Origin of the sequence: Amycolatopsis sp. (genome assembly GCF_036008905.1) — a bacterium.
GTDB lineage: Bacteria > Actinomycetota > Actinomycetes > Mycobacteriales > Pseudonocardiaceae > Amycolatopsis.
Genome location: NZ_DASYMU010000019.1, coordinates 1 through 13,643, shown reverse-complemented (window position 1 = coordinate 13,643; position 13,643 = coordinate 1). Strand labels below are relative to the sequence as shown.

The window sequence follows — 13,643 nt, the reverse complement described above, 5'->3', positions numbered from 1 at the left end:
TTACGCACTCACGACCCACGCCGGTGCCGGTCGAGGAAGTTCGCCACGGCGGGGGTGAGCGGGTCGTCGCGACGCCAGGTCAGGGCGATGGTGCGGGTGACCTTGGGGACCAGTGGGACCTCGACGACGCCTGCGGGGGAGCCGGGTTCGAAGCGGGGGAGCAGGGCGACGCCCAAACCGGCGGCGACCAGGCCGCGCACGGTGTCGGACTCCTGGCCTTCGAAGGCGATCTTCGGCGAAAACCCGGCCGCGGCACAGAGTTCGTCGGTGATTTGGCGTAGGCCGTAGCCGTGTTCCAGCTGGATGAACTTCTCCTCGGCCAGATCGGTGATCCGCGCGCTCTTCCGCCCGGCGAGGCGGTGTTCGAGGGGGACCGACAGCAGGATCTGCTGGGTGCCGAGGACCACCGCGTCCAGGGTCGGGTCGTCGGTGGCGACCGGCGCGATGAGGGCGAGGTCCAGTTCGCCCGACGAGAGCCGGTCGAGCATGTCCCGGCGGGAGCCTTGCACCAGGCTGAACCGGACGTGCGGGTGCGCGGCGCGGTAGTCGCGGAGCAGTTCGGGGACGAGCGAGCGGCCCAGCAGGTGCAGGAAACCGAGCACGACATGACCGCTCGCGGGCTCGACCTCTTCGATGGCACGCCGTGATCCCGCTTCGACGGCGGTCATCGCCCGTTCCGCCGACTCGGCGAGCAGCTCACCTGCCCGGGTCAATCTGATGCCCCGGCCGGCGGGCGCTGTCAACGGGGCGCCGAGGGCCTGGCCCATCGCGGCGAGCCGCCGGCTGATGGTGGGCTGCGGGACGCCGAGCAGTTCCGCCGCACGGGTGATGTTCCCCGTCTCGCGCAGGGCCGCGAGCAGGGCGAGATTGGGCGCTAGCCGGCGACTCAAACTCTCATACGTCACCGCATGAATAGTGCCAGATTTAAGTATTGGACGTATTGATTAGCAAAGCTTACTTTCGGATTGTGCTGCTGACCAGAGAACCCGTCCGAGTCAATCCACGCCGAGTCACCCTGGCCGTCGCGGCCGCCGGGATCTCCTCGTTCGCACTGCTCTACGCGCCGCAGCCGGTGCTGCCGCAGCTGGCCGCGCAGTTCCAGCTCGATCCCGGCGGCGCCTCGCTGGCGGTGAGCGTGGCGACCGGAGCCTTGGCTCTCGCTGTGATGCCGATCGCGGTGCTTTCCGAAATGGTCGGCAGGCGGCCGGTGATCCTGACCTCGGTCATCGCGTCCGTGGTGCTCGGGCTGTTGCTGCCATTGGCGCCTTCTTACTCGGTGTTCCTGATCCTGCGCGCGATCCAAGGGGTCGCGATCGCGGGCTTCCCCGGGGTGGCGGCGGCCTATCTCGTCGAACAACTCGGCCGCAAAGGCGTCGCGGCCGCCGTCGGCGCGATGATCGCGGGGAACACCGTCGGTGGCATGGCCGGACGGCTGGTCAGCGGGTTCACCGCCGGTCCGCTGGGCTGGCACGGAGCGCTCGCGGCCGTCGCCGTGGTCGCGCTGGTGTGCGCGGTGATCACCGTGGTCGCGCTGCCCGCGTCACCGGTCGACCCGGCGAAGACGTCCCGCGTGCGGCTGGGCGACGTCTTCGCCGGGCTGAAAGCGGCGGTCGCGAGCCGGGTCCTGCTGGCGCAGTACGCCGTCGGGATGCTGGCGATGGGCTCGTTCGTGGCGCTGTACAACGCGGCCGGCTTCCGGCTGACCGGGAAACCGCTGGACCTGTCCCCGGCGATCGCGTCGCTGGTGTTCCTCGCGTACGCGGTCGGCTCGGTTTCGTCCTCGATGGCGGGGAAGATGATCGCGCGCTTCGGCCGGGTGCGGACGGTCGTCGTCGGATTGAGCACCACCATCGCCGGTGCCGCGCTCACGATCTCCGACTTCCTGCCGCTGGTCGTGCTCGGTTTCCTCGTGCTGACCGGCGGATTCTTCGCCGCGCACGCGGTCGCGAACGGCTGGGCCGCCGCGGAGGCGCCCGAAAACGCCCGTGGCCAGGTCGCGGGGCTTTACACGCTCTCGTACTACCTCGGCAGCAGCGTCGGCGGGACCACCGGCGCGGTGATCTTCGGCCACACGGGCTGGACCTGGCTGGTCGTCTTCACCGCGGTGCTGCTCACTCTGGCGATGGGTGCGGTGCTGTCCGTCCGACGTCGTTAAGCCACCGCGGCGACGAGCAGCCCGCCACCGACCGGCAGCAGCGCCGGGACCAGGCGTTCGTCCTCCCGGATGGCCCTGGCGAGCTCACGCAGCGCGAGCATCTCCGGATCGCGCCGGTTCGCCTCGGCGCGCCCACCGGCCAGCACGTTGTGGAAGGCGAGCACACCGCCCGGGCGCAGCAGGGCGACGCCCTTCTCGTAGCAACTCGGGTACTCGATCCGGGCCGAGTCCACGAACACCAGGTCGTACCCGCCGGTGGTCAGGCGCGGCAGGACGTCGAGCGCCCGGCCCATGATCAGCCGGGTCCGCCCGGGCGGGAAACCGGCTTCGAGGAACGTCTTGCGGGCCGCCCGGTGGTACTCCGGTTCGATGTCGATCGAGGTGAGCACGCCGTCGGGAGCCATGCCGCGGAGCAGGTGCAGCCCGCTCACCCCGGCCCCGGTCCCGATCTCCACGACCGCCCTGGCCTGCAGAGTGGCGGCCAGGAACCTCAGCGCGGCACCCGCGGCGGCACCCAGCGGGGTGCAGCCGAACTCGGCCGCCCTGCCGCGCGCGGCGACCAGCGCCTCGTCGTCGGTCAGGTACCCCTCGGCGTACTCGGCGTCACCGAGTTCGTTCGAGGAGCTGATGTGTGTCCCGGAGCTCACGCACGGAGGTTAGCGCTGCTTGTCGATAAATCTGCGCAGGCTCCCTGAAACCTCTGGTTACAACTTCTCAGGCTCCTCTCAGTCCAGTCTCACTAGAACCATAAGGAAGCAAGTGAGACTGACCCGGAAGACAACGAACACCGAAGCACCGGGTCATCCGGGAACACAGTGCGGACAGCCCGCGTTGGGTGGAGTAGTAGGGAGAAAAGCCTGATGGAGGCTTCCCCCGCAACGAAGAGGAGCTCGATGGACACGCAGGTCGCGACCGAGATCGAACCGGTGACGGTCGACGGTGGCGAAGTAGCGTGGACGCCGCCCTCCTGGGACGAGGTCGTGCGTGAGCACGCCGACCGCGTCTACCGGCTCGCCTACCGCTTGACGGGTAACGCGCACGACGCCGAGGACCTGACGCAGGAGACGTTCATCCGCGTCTTCCGCTCGCTGGCGTCGTACAAGCCCGGCACGTTCGAAGGCTGGCTCCACCGGATCACCACCAATCTCTTCCTCGACATGGCTCGCCGCCGGTCGCGGGTGCGGATGGAAGGTCTGCCGGAGGACACGGACAGGATCGTCGGTGACGACCCGAGTCCCGAGCAGGTTTACACCGATACCCACCTGGACCCGGACCTGCAGGCGGCGCTCGACGAGCTCCCGCCGGAGTTCCGCGCGGCCGTCGTATTGTGTGACGTCGAAGGTCTCTCCTACGAGGAGATCGGCGCCACTCTCGGCGTCAAGCTCGGCACCGTACGAAGCAGGATTCACCGTGGTCGCCAAGCGCTGCGCGCGTCCTTGGAGCGGCGCCGCGCCATGGAGCGCGAAGCTGTGGAGGCATAAACATGACCGCACCGCGAGGATGGGTCTTCCCTGAGTCGCACCTGCTTCCCGACGCCGTGGTCGCCTTCGTGGATGGCGAGCTGTCCCTCGGCGCCCAGGATCGGGCCGCGTCGCATCTCGCGCGCTGCCCGTTGTGCGCAGCAGAGGTCATGTCGCAGCGGCAGGCCTGCACGGCCGTCCGGCACGCCGGTGCGCCGTCCATGTCGGCGGGTTTCCTCGCGAGTTTGAGGTCGATCCCGCAGAACACCGCTCTCCCGACTTCGCCGGACAACCTGGCGGTCACCGCGGACGGTCAGCTGGTCGCGATCCAGCGTCCGGACAGGGTCGCCGGTCTCCGTGATTCAGGCATCCTCGGCGGGGCCGCCCCGCTGGGCAGTTCCGCTCCGCTCGGCAGTTCCCCCAACGTGCTGGGCAGCAGCCGCTTCGGTGGCGCCCGCCGCCGCGCCGCGCAAGGCGCGGGTGTGGTCGTGTCCGGTCTCGTGCTCAGCGCGCTCGCCCTGGTCGCCACCACCGCGGACGTCAGTGACGAGCCGCCCGGCAACGCGAACCTCCTGCCCGCGCAGTTCGGCAGCCCGCTGGCGCCCGGTCCGAGCACCTCCCAGGTCGTGCCGACACCGTCGCCCAGCAGCGCGCCGGTGCCCGCGGGCCTCGTCGGCATGCGCTGACCCGGGCAACGCCCACTTCACCCCGCTGCGGGCAAACTCGGTCCGTACCCGGCGGTATTCTCGCCGGGCAAGTTGATCTCCCAGCCGTCCGGCGCCTGAGGCATGAACAGTCGGGGAATGATGACCGAGCAGTCGAACTCGAACCATGAGCAGGCGCCCGAAGAGCGGCTCGCTCCTCGTCCGCTGGCCCGCCCTTCGGTGGATCCGGCTCAGGCGGCGACCTTTGGCCGTCCCCGCGGCGTCGACGGCGCGTTCGACCGGCTCTATCGGCCGGACGCCGGGAACGGCAACGGCATCGCCCAGGGCATGAAGCTGTCCCCGCCGCCGCCCGCCTCGCTCACCGAAGCGTTCGGCCGTCCTCCCGGTGCCGAAGGTGTGCTCCTCGAACGTCCGCAAGACGACAACGGAGTTTCCGCCAAAGCCGCCGAGGCCCAGATGTGGGCCGCGGGCTCGGACCCGTGGCGTGATCCGGCCGCCGGCGCGATCCTGGCCGGCCCCGCCGTGCAGACCGAGCCGGAAGAGACACCCCCGCCGCGTTCGCAGAGCGCGATGCTCAGCCTGCCCGAGGTGCTGTTCGGCCGCCGGGTCCGGCCCAGGGCGCTCGCGCTGCTCGGTGTCGTCGCGCTGCTCGTCGGCGCGCTCGGCGGGCTCGTCGGCTGGTGGGTCGCCGACACGGGCAACTCGTTGACCGGCGAAGCGACCATTTCCGAGGCCCAGGCGGGCAAGGAACGCCCGGCCGGGTCCATCGCCGACATCGCCAAGCGGGTCTCTCCCGCGGTGGTGTCGATCGAGGTCAAGTCCGGCGAGACCGGCGGCGTCGGCTCGGGCGTGGTGATCGACCCGCAGGGCTACATCCTCACCAACAACCACGTCGTCTCGCTCGCCGTCACCGACAAGACGGCCGTGGCCACCGCGGTGTTCATCGACGGCACACGCGCCGAGGCGAAGGTCGTCGGCGCCGACCCGAAGACCGACCTCGCGGTGATCAAGGTCAACGTCCCCAACCCGACGGTCATCCAGATCGGCAAGTCCTCCGACCTCGAGCCAGGGGACGCCGCGATCGCCGTCGGCTCCCCGCTCGGCCTGGAGAACACCGTCACCTCCGGCATCGTGAGCGCGCTGCACCGCCCGGTCACCGCCGCGGACAGCTCCGGCCCGCCGATCATCTACGACGCGATCCAGACCGACGCGCCCATCAACCCGGGCAACTCCGGTGGCGCGCTGGTGGATTCGACGGGCGCCCTGATCGGCATCAACTCGTCGATCCGGACCGACGCCAGCGCCGGTGGCAGTGGCGCCGGCAGTATCGGCATCGGCTTCGCGATCCCGTCGGACACCGCGATCAAGGTCGCCAAGACACTGATCAAGGACGGCAAGGTCGTGCACGCCGACATCGGCATCAACGCCGCTTCGGTCGCCGCGAACACCTCCGAAGGCGCGCAGGCGCAGAACGTCGCCCCGAACGGTCCCGCGGCCAACGCCGGGATCAAGGAGGGCGACATCATCACCAAGCTCGGCGGGCGCCTGGTGCGCAACGCCGCGGAACTGACGGTGGCCGTCCGTGACCACAGCCCCGGCGAAGTGGTGCCGGTGCAGCTGGTCCGGGAGAAGCGACTGCTAACGGTCGATGTCACGTTGGGTTCGGACTGACGGCAGGGGCGCCCACACGGGTACGCTGAGCTGGGATGTGCTGAAGGCGGAGGTTCACGGGTGTTCGACAGCGTTGGCTGGGGCGAGATCCTCGTGCTCATCGTCGCAGGTCTCTTCATTCTCGGCCCGGAGCGGCTGCCCGAGGCAGCGGCGTGGGTCGGCAAGAGCCTGCGCAAGGTCCGCGAATTCGCGACCGGTGCGCGCGAGCAGTTGCGCGAGGAAATGGGTCCGGAGTTCGAGCAGCTGCGCAAGCCGCTCGAGGATCTGCGCGGGTTGCGGAACTTCGACCCCAAGCGGGTGGTGACGCAGCACCTGTTCGACGGGGACGCGGACCCGCTGGGCCTCAAGGCCATCAACGGCACGAACGGGGAAACCAAGCCCAACGGCTACCCCGGCACCACCGCGCCGCAGATCAAAGCGCCGGAGCCGCTCACGCCCGGCGAAAAGCCCCCGATCGACCCAGACGCGACGTAAGGGCAACCGCACTTCGCGCCCTCTCGCGGGGAAAGTGTCGACACATTCCCCGCGAGACGGGCGTCAGCGTCCGGTCGGGGTCACGTTCAGCATCATCCCGGCCAGGCCACGAGCCCGGACGGACAGCTTCGACGCGGCCGCCTTGAGCACCTTCGACGCCGGGGCGTCGGGCTCGGCGAGCACCAGCGGGGTCCCGTTGTCGCCGCCTTCACGCAGCCGCGTGTCGAGCGGGACCTGACCGAGCAGCGGCACCGTCGAACCGACGGCCTTCGACAGCGAATCCGCGACGATCTGACCGCCACCGGAACCGAAGATCTCGTTGCGCGAACCGTCCGGGTTCTCCAGCCACGACATGTTCTCGATGACGCCGGCGATCCGCTGCCGGGTCTGCAGCGCGATCGCGCCCGCCCGCTCGGCGACTTCGGCGGCCGCCTGCTGCGGCGTGGTGACCACGAGGATCTCGGCGTTCGGGATGAGCTGCGCGACCGAGATCGCGATGTCACCGGTGCCCGGCGGCAGGTCGAGCAGCAGGATGTCGAGGTCGCCCCAGAACACGTCGGCCAGGAACTGCTGCAGCGCGCGATGCAGCATCGGGCCACGCCACACGACCGGGGCGTTGCCGGGGGTGAACATGCCGATGGAGATCACCTTCACGCCGTGCGCCTGCGGCGGCATGATCATCGTGTCGACCTTGGTCGGTTTCTCGGAGGTACCGAGCATGCGCGGGACCGAGTGGCCGTAGATGTCGGCGTCGACGACTCCGACGGACAGACCGCGCTCGGCCATCGCGACCGCGAGGTTCACCGTGATGCTGGACTTGCCGACGCCGCCCTTGCCGGACGCCACGCAGTACACGCGGGTCAGCGAGCCGGGCTGCGCGAACGGGATGACCGGGTCCTTGCTGTCGCCGCGAAGCGAGCGGCGAAGTTCGGTGCGCTGCTCGTCGTTCATGACGTCGAGGACGACCTTGACCTCGCGGACACCGGTGAGTTTGCCGACGGCTTCGGTTGTTTCCTTCGTGATGGTCGCCTTGAGCGGGCAGCCGGCCACGGTGAGATAGATCTCGACCGTCACGACGCCGTCTTCGGCGACAGTGACGTCCTTCACCATGCCGAGGTCGGTGATCGGTTTCTTGATCTCCGGGTCGTAGACGTCTTTCAACGCCGTCCGCACATCATCGACGCTGGGAAGCTGTTCAGTGCTGGTCACCACCCCATGCTACGGACCGGTTGTCTCGGCTGTTTCCGGCCTCTTCACCTTTGCCTTGCGGGGCTTCGTGTTGAGGTCTTCGCGGAGCTTGTCGAGCTCGCCGCGGAGGTAGTCGCGAGTGGCCACTTCACCGACGGCGATGCGCAGCGACGCGATCTCCCTGGCGAGGTATTCGGTGTCCGCCTTGGTCTGCGAAGCGCGGTTGCGGTCCTCGTCCAGGGAGACGCGGTCGCGGTCGTCCTGGCGGTTCTGCGCGAGCAGGATCAGCGGCGCGGCGTAGGCGGCCTGGGTCGAGAAGGCCAGGTTGAGCAGGATGAACGGGTACGGGTCCCAGCGCAGTGCCACGGCGAAGACGTTCAGCGCGATCCAGACGATCACGATCACCGTCTGCCAGAACAGGTACTTGCCGGTGCCGAGCGCGCGGGCGAGTCTCTCCGAGAACTTGCCGAAGGTGTCGGGGTCGATCTTCAGCGCGAACCGGTTGGGGCGGCGCGGCTGGTCCAGCCTTCGCCTCGAGAGCAGCTCAGCCACGTTTCGCCTCTTTGCTGTTGTCGAAACTGCTGTCTTCGGCGGTGTCGTGCTCGCCAGTGATGTCGTGCAGGCCGGTTTCGCGCCAGTCCTCGGGCAGCAGGTGGTCGAGCACGTCGTCGACGGTCACCGCGCCGAGCAGGTGATCCTGCTCGTCGATGACCGGGCCGCAGGCGAGGTTGTACGCGGCGAAGTACCGCGTGACCTCGCTCAGCGACGCGCTCGGCCGCAGCGCCGGGAGATCGGAGTCGACCGCGGTCGCGACCATCTCGGCAGGTGGCTCGCGCAGCAGCCGCTGGAAATGCACGACACCGACGTAGCGTCCTGTCGGCGTTTCGGTCGGCGGGCGGCAGACGAAGACCATGCTGGCCAGTGCCGGCGGCAGCTCCGCGTTGCGGATACGCGCCAGCGCCTCGGCGATCGACGTGTCCGGGGTGAGCACCACGGGTTCTGGTGTCATCAGACCGCCGGCGGTGTCCGACGAGTACGCCAACAGCCGCCGGACCGGCGCGGACTCCTCCGGCTCCATCAGTTCGAGCAGCCTGGTCTGGTCCGCCGGGGCAAGCTCGGCGAGCAGGTCGGCCGCGTCGTCGGGGTTCATCGCCTCGAGGATGTCGGCGGCGCGCTCTTCGGGCAGGTAGACCAGCAGTTCCTTCTGGTCGTCCTCCGGCAGCTCCTCGATGACGTCGGCGAGCCGCTCGTCGTCCATCGCGTCGGCGACCTCGTGGCGGCGCTTGAGCGGCAGGTCGCGCAGGGTGGCGGCGACGTCGACGGCACGCATGGTGTCGAAGAGCATCAGCAGCTGCCCCGCGCCTTGCGGCTGTCCGGAAAGGTCGGTCAGGCCAAGGCCGGAGACCTCGGACCACGGCATCACCTGCAACGACGACCGCCGCTTGCCCAGGCCGATCCGGCGTTCGCGGATCGCGAGCTTCGCGAGCACCCAGTCGCGGGTCCTGGTCGGTTCCATCGCGGCGTCGATCACGGTGATGCGGGTTTCGGTGCCCGCGAGGGTGGCGTGCGCGTCGAAGAGCTGCCCGACGACGAGGATCTCGTTGGGGCGCTGGTGGAAGCGGCGCATGTTGACCGAGCCGGTGGCGAGCGTTATCGCGTTCGGCTCGATCGAGGTCACCCGGAGCATCGGCACGAAGACGCGGCGCCGGGTGGAGAGCTCCACGACGATGCCGAGGATGCGCGGGGGTTGGTGGTCCAGCCGTAGCCCGGCGACGAGGTCGCGGACCTTGCCGATGGATTCGCCGTCGGGGCCGAACACCGGCAAACCTGCCAGTTGAGCTGCGAAAACCCGGTTCACGGCCATGAGTAGGAGGTTAACGCGCGGTGGCCCATGCGGCGATGTGGGGGACGGCGGCGAAGCCGGGATTGTCGGTGTCACCGTCCTCGATCATCCAGAGCCAGTTCTGCACGGCCCGCACGAGTGACCACGCGCGGGCCCGATCGGCGTCGAGTCCGGCGGCTTCGACGACGGCCGCCATCCGGTAGTCCACAGTGGACTCCGTGGCGCGGTTCCACACCAACGCCATCGCGCCGAATTCGGCGTCCGCGGCGAGCGGTTTCGGGTCGATCATCAGCCATTTCTCGCGGGTTCCGGCGAGCACGTTCTGGAAGTGACCGTCCTCGTTGACCAGCAGTCTGCCCGCGCCCGGGCCGAGATCCCGGCACACCTCCACGGCGGCGTCGACCAGACGTCGCGGGAACGGCTCGCCGAGCTCGCGCCAAACTCCCGGCAGTTCCTCGGCCGTTTCCGCTGCTTCGACACGCAGTTCTCGGCTTAGCTCAGGGGGTGCGGGGACGGCCAGGCGTCGGAGGAGTGAACCGGCAGTCTCGACGGCGTAGTCGATCGGCTCGTGGTCAAGCGTGCGGGCTGCGTCGAGCCGCTCGAGCAGCAGCACGCCGTCCTCAGGCGAGTTTTCCAGCAGCAGTACCGCTCCTTGACCATTCCAAGTGGACAGTGCGAGCGGTTCGTCGCGGGTTTCGGTGTCCTGCCAGCCCAGTTTGAGCACGACCGGCTGGCCGTCGGCCCTCATGGCGGGCACGACGACGCCGACGTAACCGTGCATCGGCTCGCCGTCGAGCCGCAGGCCCCAGGCGCGGCAGTAGCGGGTGGCTAGTCCGGGCAGCGAATCGAGCCAGGCCTTGCCTGCCGCGCCTTCCCGCCGGACGGTCTGCTCGGCGAACCCGGCGGGAACGATCAATTCGGTCACCGCTCCATCATCGTGCCCCCGTCGACACCTTTTCCGGGCCTTTGTCGGGAGTAACATCAGGGCAGGGGTGCGAAACACCCGGGAGGTGCCCATGATCATGGAAATCTTCACCGCGGTCATCGTCGCGGCAGGCGTCTGGACAGCGTCCAGCCTGCGAGTCGTCAAGCAGTACGAACGCGGCCTGGTGTTCCGGTTCGGGCGGGTGCAGCCCAAGATCCGCGGGGCCGGGCTCACCTTCCTGCTGCCGGTCGCCGACCGCCTCCAAAAGGTGAACATGCAGATCATCACCCTGCCGATCCCCGCACAGGACGGCATCACGCGGGACAACGTCACCGTGCGGGTGGACGCCGTCGTGTACTTCAAGGTCGTCGATCCGGTGATCGCCGCGGTCAACGTGCAGGACTACCGGTCCGCGGTCGGGCAGGTGGCGCAGACCTCGCTGCGTTCGATCATCGGCAAGAGCGACCTGGACGACCTGCTGTCCAACCGCGAGCGGCTCAACGAAGGCCTGGAGCTGATGATCGACAGCCCCGCGCTGGACTGGGGCATCCAGATCGACCGGGTCGAGATCAAGGACGTCGCGCTGCCGGAGACGATGAAACGCTCGATGTCCCGCCAGGCCGAGGCCGAGCGGGAACGCCGGGCGCGGGTGATCTCCGCCGACGGCGAGCTGCAGGCGTCGTACAAGCTCGCGCAGGCCGCGGCGACCATGGCCGACCACCCCGCCGCGCTGCAACTGCGGCTGCTGGAGACCGTGGTGCAGGTCGCGGCGGAGAAGAACTCGACGCTGGTGCTGCCGTTCCCGGTGGAGCTGCTGCGTTTTCTCGAATCCGCCACCAAGCCCGCCGCCGCAGCGGAGACACCCCCGGTGAACGGCCAGGTCGCGCCGCTGCCCCGGGCCTCGGACGACGTCGAGAAGCCGCCCGAGATCAGCCCGTCAGCGGGTTGACGATGGTGCCGGTCACCAGGAGCGTGAAGGTCACGCCGAAGCCGACCCACAGCGCGAGGACCACATAACCGCAGATGAAGGCGGCGGCCGCGATCCCGCGGCCGCCCGCTTCACCGCGCCGGGCCCGGCCGTAGGCGAGATGGCCCATGACGATCCCCGCGATCGCGCTCAGCCCGACGGTGAAGAACCCCGCCAGCGAACACACCAGCGCGCCCGTCGCCAGTTTGTTCTCGCGAGGCACCGGCGGCGGCCCGTAGTACGGGACGGGTGGGTAGGTCATGGGGAAACCGTAGCGCTGCTGGTCAGCTCACACTGGCGCCGCCGAGCACCGCGAGGCCGAACACCAACCAGAGCAGAAGCGGAATGGCCCACAGTCCGCAGATGACGTAACCGATGATCATCCCGGCTTGTGCCATGCCCTGGCCACCGGCTTCGCCGCGCTTCGCCTTGCTGTACCCGATGTGGCCGAAAATGATCCCGAGGATCGCGGGCAGGCAAAAGAAGATGCCGACCAGCGAGCAGACCAGCGACGCGATGGCCATGCCCTGCTCCTGCTGCTGGGGCTGCTGGGGATAGCCGTACCCGGGCTGCTGCGGGTAGCCGTACTGCCCGTATGGCTGAGGCTGGGCGTACGGCTGTGTGTACTGCGGCTGAACCTGCGCGTACGGATTCGGCTGCTGCGGCTGTTCACCGGTGGGTGGCTGATATGGGTCAGATGGGTAGGTCAACGGATTCGCCCCTCGCGATGGATCGGATCTTTACCGTAGCGGTCTCGGACGTGAGCGCCCTCATAGCAGGACTCGGCCGGACGGGTCATACTCACCGGTAACCCAGCGCCGGGCTCGTCAGTGCCGGTGTCGTGTCTCGAAAGGGAGCAGTGATGGCACGCCTTGCCCAGACCGCCGGCTTGACCGACGTGCAGTCCGAGATCCTCTCCACAGTGCGCTCCTTCGTGGACAAAGAGGTGATCCCGCACGCGCAGGAGCTGGAGCACTCCGACACCTACCCGACGGAGATCGTCGAGGGGATGAAGGAGATGGGGCTCTTCGGGCTCACCATCCCCGAGGAGTACGGCGGCTTGGGGGAGTCGCTGCTGACCTACGCGCTCGTCGTCGAGGAGATCGCGCGCGGGTGGATGAGCGTGTCCGGGGTGATCAACACGCATTTCATCGTGGCGCACATGATCTCGCGGCACGGGACCGAGGAACAGAAGAAACACTTCCTGCCCCGGATGGCCACCGGCGAGGTGCGCGGGTCGTTTTCGATGTCGGAGCCGGATCTGGGCTCGGATGTGGCGGCGATCAAGACCCGCGCCAAACGCGATGGTGATGACTACGTCGTCGACGGGGCCAAGATGTGGCTCACCAATGGCGGTAGCTCGAATTTGATCGCGCTGCTGGTGAAGACCGATGAGGGCGCGGAGAAGGCGCACCAGAATCTGACGACGTTCTTGGTGGAGAAGCCCGAAGGATTCGGCGAGGTTTCGCCGGGGCTGACGATTCCGGGGAAGATCGAGAAGATGGGGTACAAGGGCGTCGACACCACCGAAGCGGTGTTCGACGGGTATCGCATCGGGGCGGACAAGGTTTTGGGCGGGGAACCCGGCAAGGGGTTCTCGCACATGATGGACGGGGTCGAGGTCGGGCGGGTCAACGTGGCCGCCAGGGCTTGCGGGATTTCGATTCGGGCGTTCGAGTTGGCCGTGGAGTACGCGCAGCAGCGGAAGACGTTCGGAAAGGCTATCGCCGAGCACCAGGCGATCGCGTTCAAGCTGGCTGAGATGGCTACGAAGGTCGAAGCCGCGCATTTGATGATGGTCAACGCGGCCCGGTTGAAGGATGCCGGGGCTCGCAACGATGTCGAGGCGGGGATGGCGAAGTTGATCGCCAGTGAGTACTGCGCGGAGGTGGTGCAGGACTCGTTCCGGATTCACGGCGGTTATGGGTACTCGAAGGAGTACGAGATCGAGCGGCTGATGCGGGAGGCCCCGTTCCTTTTGATCGGGGAAGGGACTTCCGAGATCCAGAAGACGATCATCAGCCGGGGGTTGTTGCGGGAGTACAAAACCCGAAGCTGATTCCTGCGGCCCCGGATCGCCATCTGTCGACAGCTTTGTGGGGCTCTGGGGGCCATCGTGAGCTGTGGAAAATGGTGGGTGGGGTGCCGGGGTGTGGGGGATGATGGTGGGTGTCGTCTGGTCGACGTCGTGCCATCTTGACGCGGGTGAGCTCGTACGACAGCTGGACGTGGGGACTTCGGGCGTCGTGACCTGCTTCTACGAGGGCGTGCTACAGAATCCATTCGGTGAGGTCC

The 13,643-nt window shown here is 68.4% G+C and carries 15 protein-coding genes; 7 read left to right on the top strand and 8 right to left on the bottom strand.

Features of this window, described 5'->3' with window-relative positions; genetic code table 11:
• Positions 1-8 precede the first annotated feature (8 nt).
• A complete protein-coding gene (locus VGP60_RS03510) occupies positions 9-905 on the bottom strand; it encodes a LysR family transcriptional regulator (RefSeq protein WP_327546368.1) in 897 nt (298 codons plus the stop codon).
• Between the two features lie 62 nt (positions 906-967).
• Between VGP60_RS03510 and VGP60_RS03505 the strand changes: the two genes are divergently transcribed.
• Positions 968-2,155, top strand: coding sequence for an MFS transporter (locus tag VGP60_RS03505; protein WP_327546367.1), 1,188 nt, complete (start codon positions 968-970; stop codon positions 2,153-2,155).
• Here VGP60_RS03505 and VGP60_RS03500 read toward each other — a convergent pair.
• The gene (locus VGP60_RS03500) at positions 2,152-2,802 is read right to left on the bottom strand and encodes an O-methyltransferase (RefSeq protein WP_327546366.1); all 651 of its coding nucleotides are present in this window, start codon (positions 2,800-2,802) and stop codon (positions 2,152-2,154) included. The genes VGP60_RS03505 and VGP60_RS03500 overlap by 4 nt on opposite strands.
• A gap of 210 nt (positions 2,803-3,012) precedes the next feature.
• Here VGP60_RS03500 and sigE point away from each other — a divergent pair, with 210 nt between their 5' ends.
• The 4 genes from sigE (at position 3,013) to tatB (ending at position 6,425) form a co-directional block, all read left to right on the top strand.
• Positions 3,013-3,636 (top strand): RNA polymerase sigma factor SigE, encoded by a 624-nt coding sequence (gene sigE / locus VGP60_RS03495; protein WP_414640287.1) that lies wholly within the window; start codon positions 3,013-3,015, stop codon positions 3,634-3,636.
• Positions 3,637-3,638: 2 nt separating this feature from the next.
• On the top strand, positions 3,639-4,301 hold the full coding sequence (locus tag VGP60_RS03490) for a hypothetical protein (RefSeq protein WP_327546364.1): 663 nt from the start codon (positions 3,639-3,641) through the stop codon (positions 4,299-4,301).
• Between the two features lie 120 nt (positions 4,302-4,421).
• A complete protein-coding gene (locus tag VGP60_RS03485; RefSeq protein WP_327546370.1) occupies positions 4,422-5,951 on the top strand; it encodes a S1C family serine protease in 1,530 nt (509 codons plus the stop codon).
• Between the two features lie 60 nt (positions 5,952-6,011).
• Positions 6,012-6,425: a Sec-independent protein translocase protein TatB gene (gene tatB / locus VGP60_RS03480; RefSeq protein ID WP_327546363.1), complete on the top strand. Its 414-nt coding sequence runs from the start codon at positions 6,012-6,014 to the stop codon at positions 6,423-6,425.
• A gap of 63 nt (positions 6,426-6,488) precedes the next feature.
• On the opposite strand, the gene VGP60_RS03475 is transcribed toward tatB, so the two are convergent.
• From VGP60_RS03475 to VGP60_RS03460, 4 genes are read right to left on the bottom strand one after another with little or no spacing between them, the layout of a single operon-like run.
• Positions 6,489-7,634, bottom strand: a complete 1,146-nt coding sequence (locus tag VGP60_RS03475) for an Mrp/NBP35 family ATP-binding protein (RefSeq protein WP_327546362.1) — start codon at positions 7,632-7,634, stop codon at positions 6,489-6,491.
• A 9-nt stretch (positions 7,635-7,643) separates the two neighbouring features.
• Positions 7,644-8,165, bottom strand: coding sequence for a DUF1003 domain-containing protein (locus tag VGP60_RS03470; RefSeq protein WP_327546361.1), 522 nt, complete (start codon positions 8,163-8,165; stop codon positions 7,644-7,646).
• Positions 8,158-9,477, bottom strand: a complete 1,320-nt coding sequence (locus tag VGP60_RS03465; protein ID WP_327546360.1) for a magnesium transporter MgtE N-terminal domain-containing protein — start codon at positions 9,475-9,477, stop codon at positions 8,158-8,160. The genes VGP60_RS03470 and VGP60_RS03465 overlap by 8 nt, the downstream gene beginning before the upstream one ends.
• A gap of 10 nt (positions 9,478-9,487) precedes the next feature.
• Complete coding sequence (locus VGP60_RS03460; RefSeq protein WP_414640286.1) at positions 9,488-10,381, bottom strand: aminoglycoside phosphotransferase family protein; 894 nt, start codon at positions 10,379-10,381, stop codon at positions 9,488-9,490.
• Between the two features lie 91 nt (positions 10,382-10,472).
• Here VGP60_RS03460 and VGP60_RS03455 point away from each other — a divergent pair, with 91 nt between their 5' ends.
• Positions 10,473-11,330, top strand: a complete 858-nt coding sequence (locus VGP60_RS03455; RefSeq protein ID WP_327546359.1) for a slipin family protein — start codon at positions 10,473-10,475, stop codon at positions 11,328-11,330.
• Here VGP60_RS03455 and VGP60_RS03450 read toward each other — a convergent pair.
• Entirely contained in the window at positions 11,311-11,610 is a 300-nt protein-coding gene (locus tag VGP60_RS03450; protein WP_327546358.1) for a DUF4190 domain-containing protein, read from the bottom strand. The two genes, VGP60_RS03455 and VGP60_RS03450, sit on opposite strands and share 20 nt — an antisense overlap.
• 22 nt (positions 11,611-11,632) lie before the next feature.
• Positions 11,633-12,058, bottom strand: coding sequence for a DUF4190 domain-containing protein (locus tag VGP60_RS03445; RefSeq protein WP_327546357.1), 426 nt, complete (start codon positions 12,056-12,058; stop codon positions 11,633-11,635).
• A 152-nt stretch (positions 12,059-12,210) separates the two neighbouring features.
• Here VGP60_RS03445 and VGP60_RS03440 point away from each other — a divergent pair, with 152 nt between their 5' ends.
• Positions 12,211-13,407 carry an acyl-CoA dehydrogenase family protein gene (locus VGP60_RS03440; protein ID WP_327546356.1) on the top strand — a complete coding sequence of 399 codons (1,197 nt, stop codon included), beginning with the start codon at positions 12,211-12,213 and terminating at the stop codon, positions 13,405-13,407.
• Positions 13,408-13,643: the final 236 nt, after the last annotated feature.

Coding starts and splice junctions, on each gene's coding strand:
- VGP60_RS03490 (WP_327546364.1), top strand. CDS start 3,639: ATGACCGCACCGCGAGGATGGGTCTTCCCTGAGTCGCACCTGCTTCCC.
- VGP60_RS03485 (WP_327546370.1), top strand. CDS start 4,422: ATGACCGAGCAGTCGAACTCGAACCATGAGCAGGCGCCCGAAGAGCGG.
- VGP60_RS03465 (WP_327546360.1), bottom strand. CDS start 9,477: ATGGCCGTGAACCGGGTTTTCGCAGCTCAACTGGCAGGTTTGCCGGTG.
- VGP60_RS03455 (WP_327546359.1), top strand. CDS start 10,473: ATGATCATGGAAATCTTCACCGCGGTCATCGTCGCGGCAGGCGTCTGG.
- VGP60_RS03450 (WP_327546358.1), bottom strand. CDS start 11,610: ATGACCTACCCACCCGTCCCGTACTACGGGCCGCCGCCGGTGCCTCGC.
- VGP60_RS03440 (WP_327546356.1), top strand. CDS start 12,211: ATGGCACGCCTTGCCCAGACCGCCGGCTTGACCGACGTGCAGTCCGAG.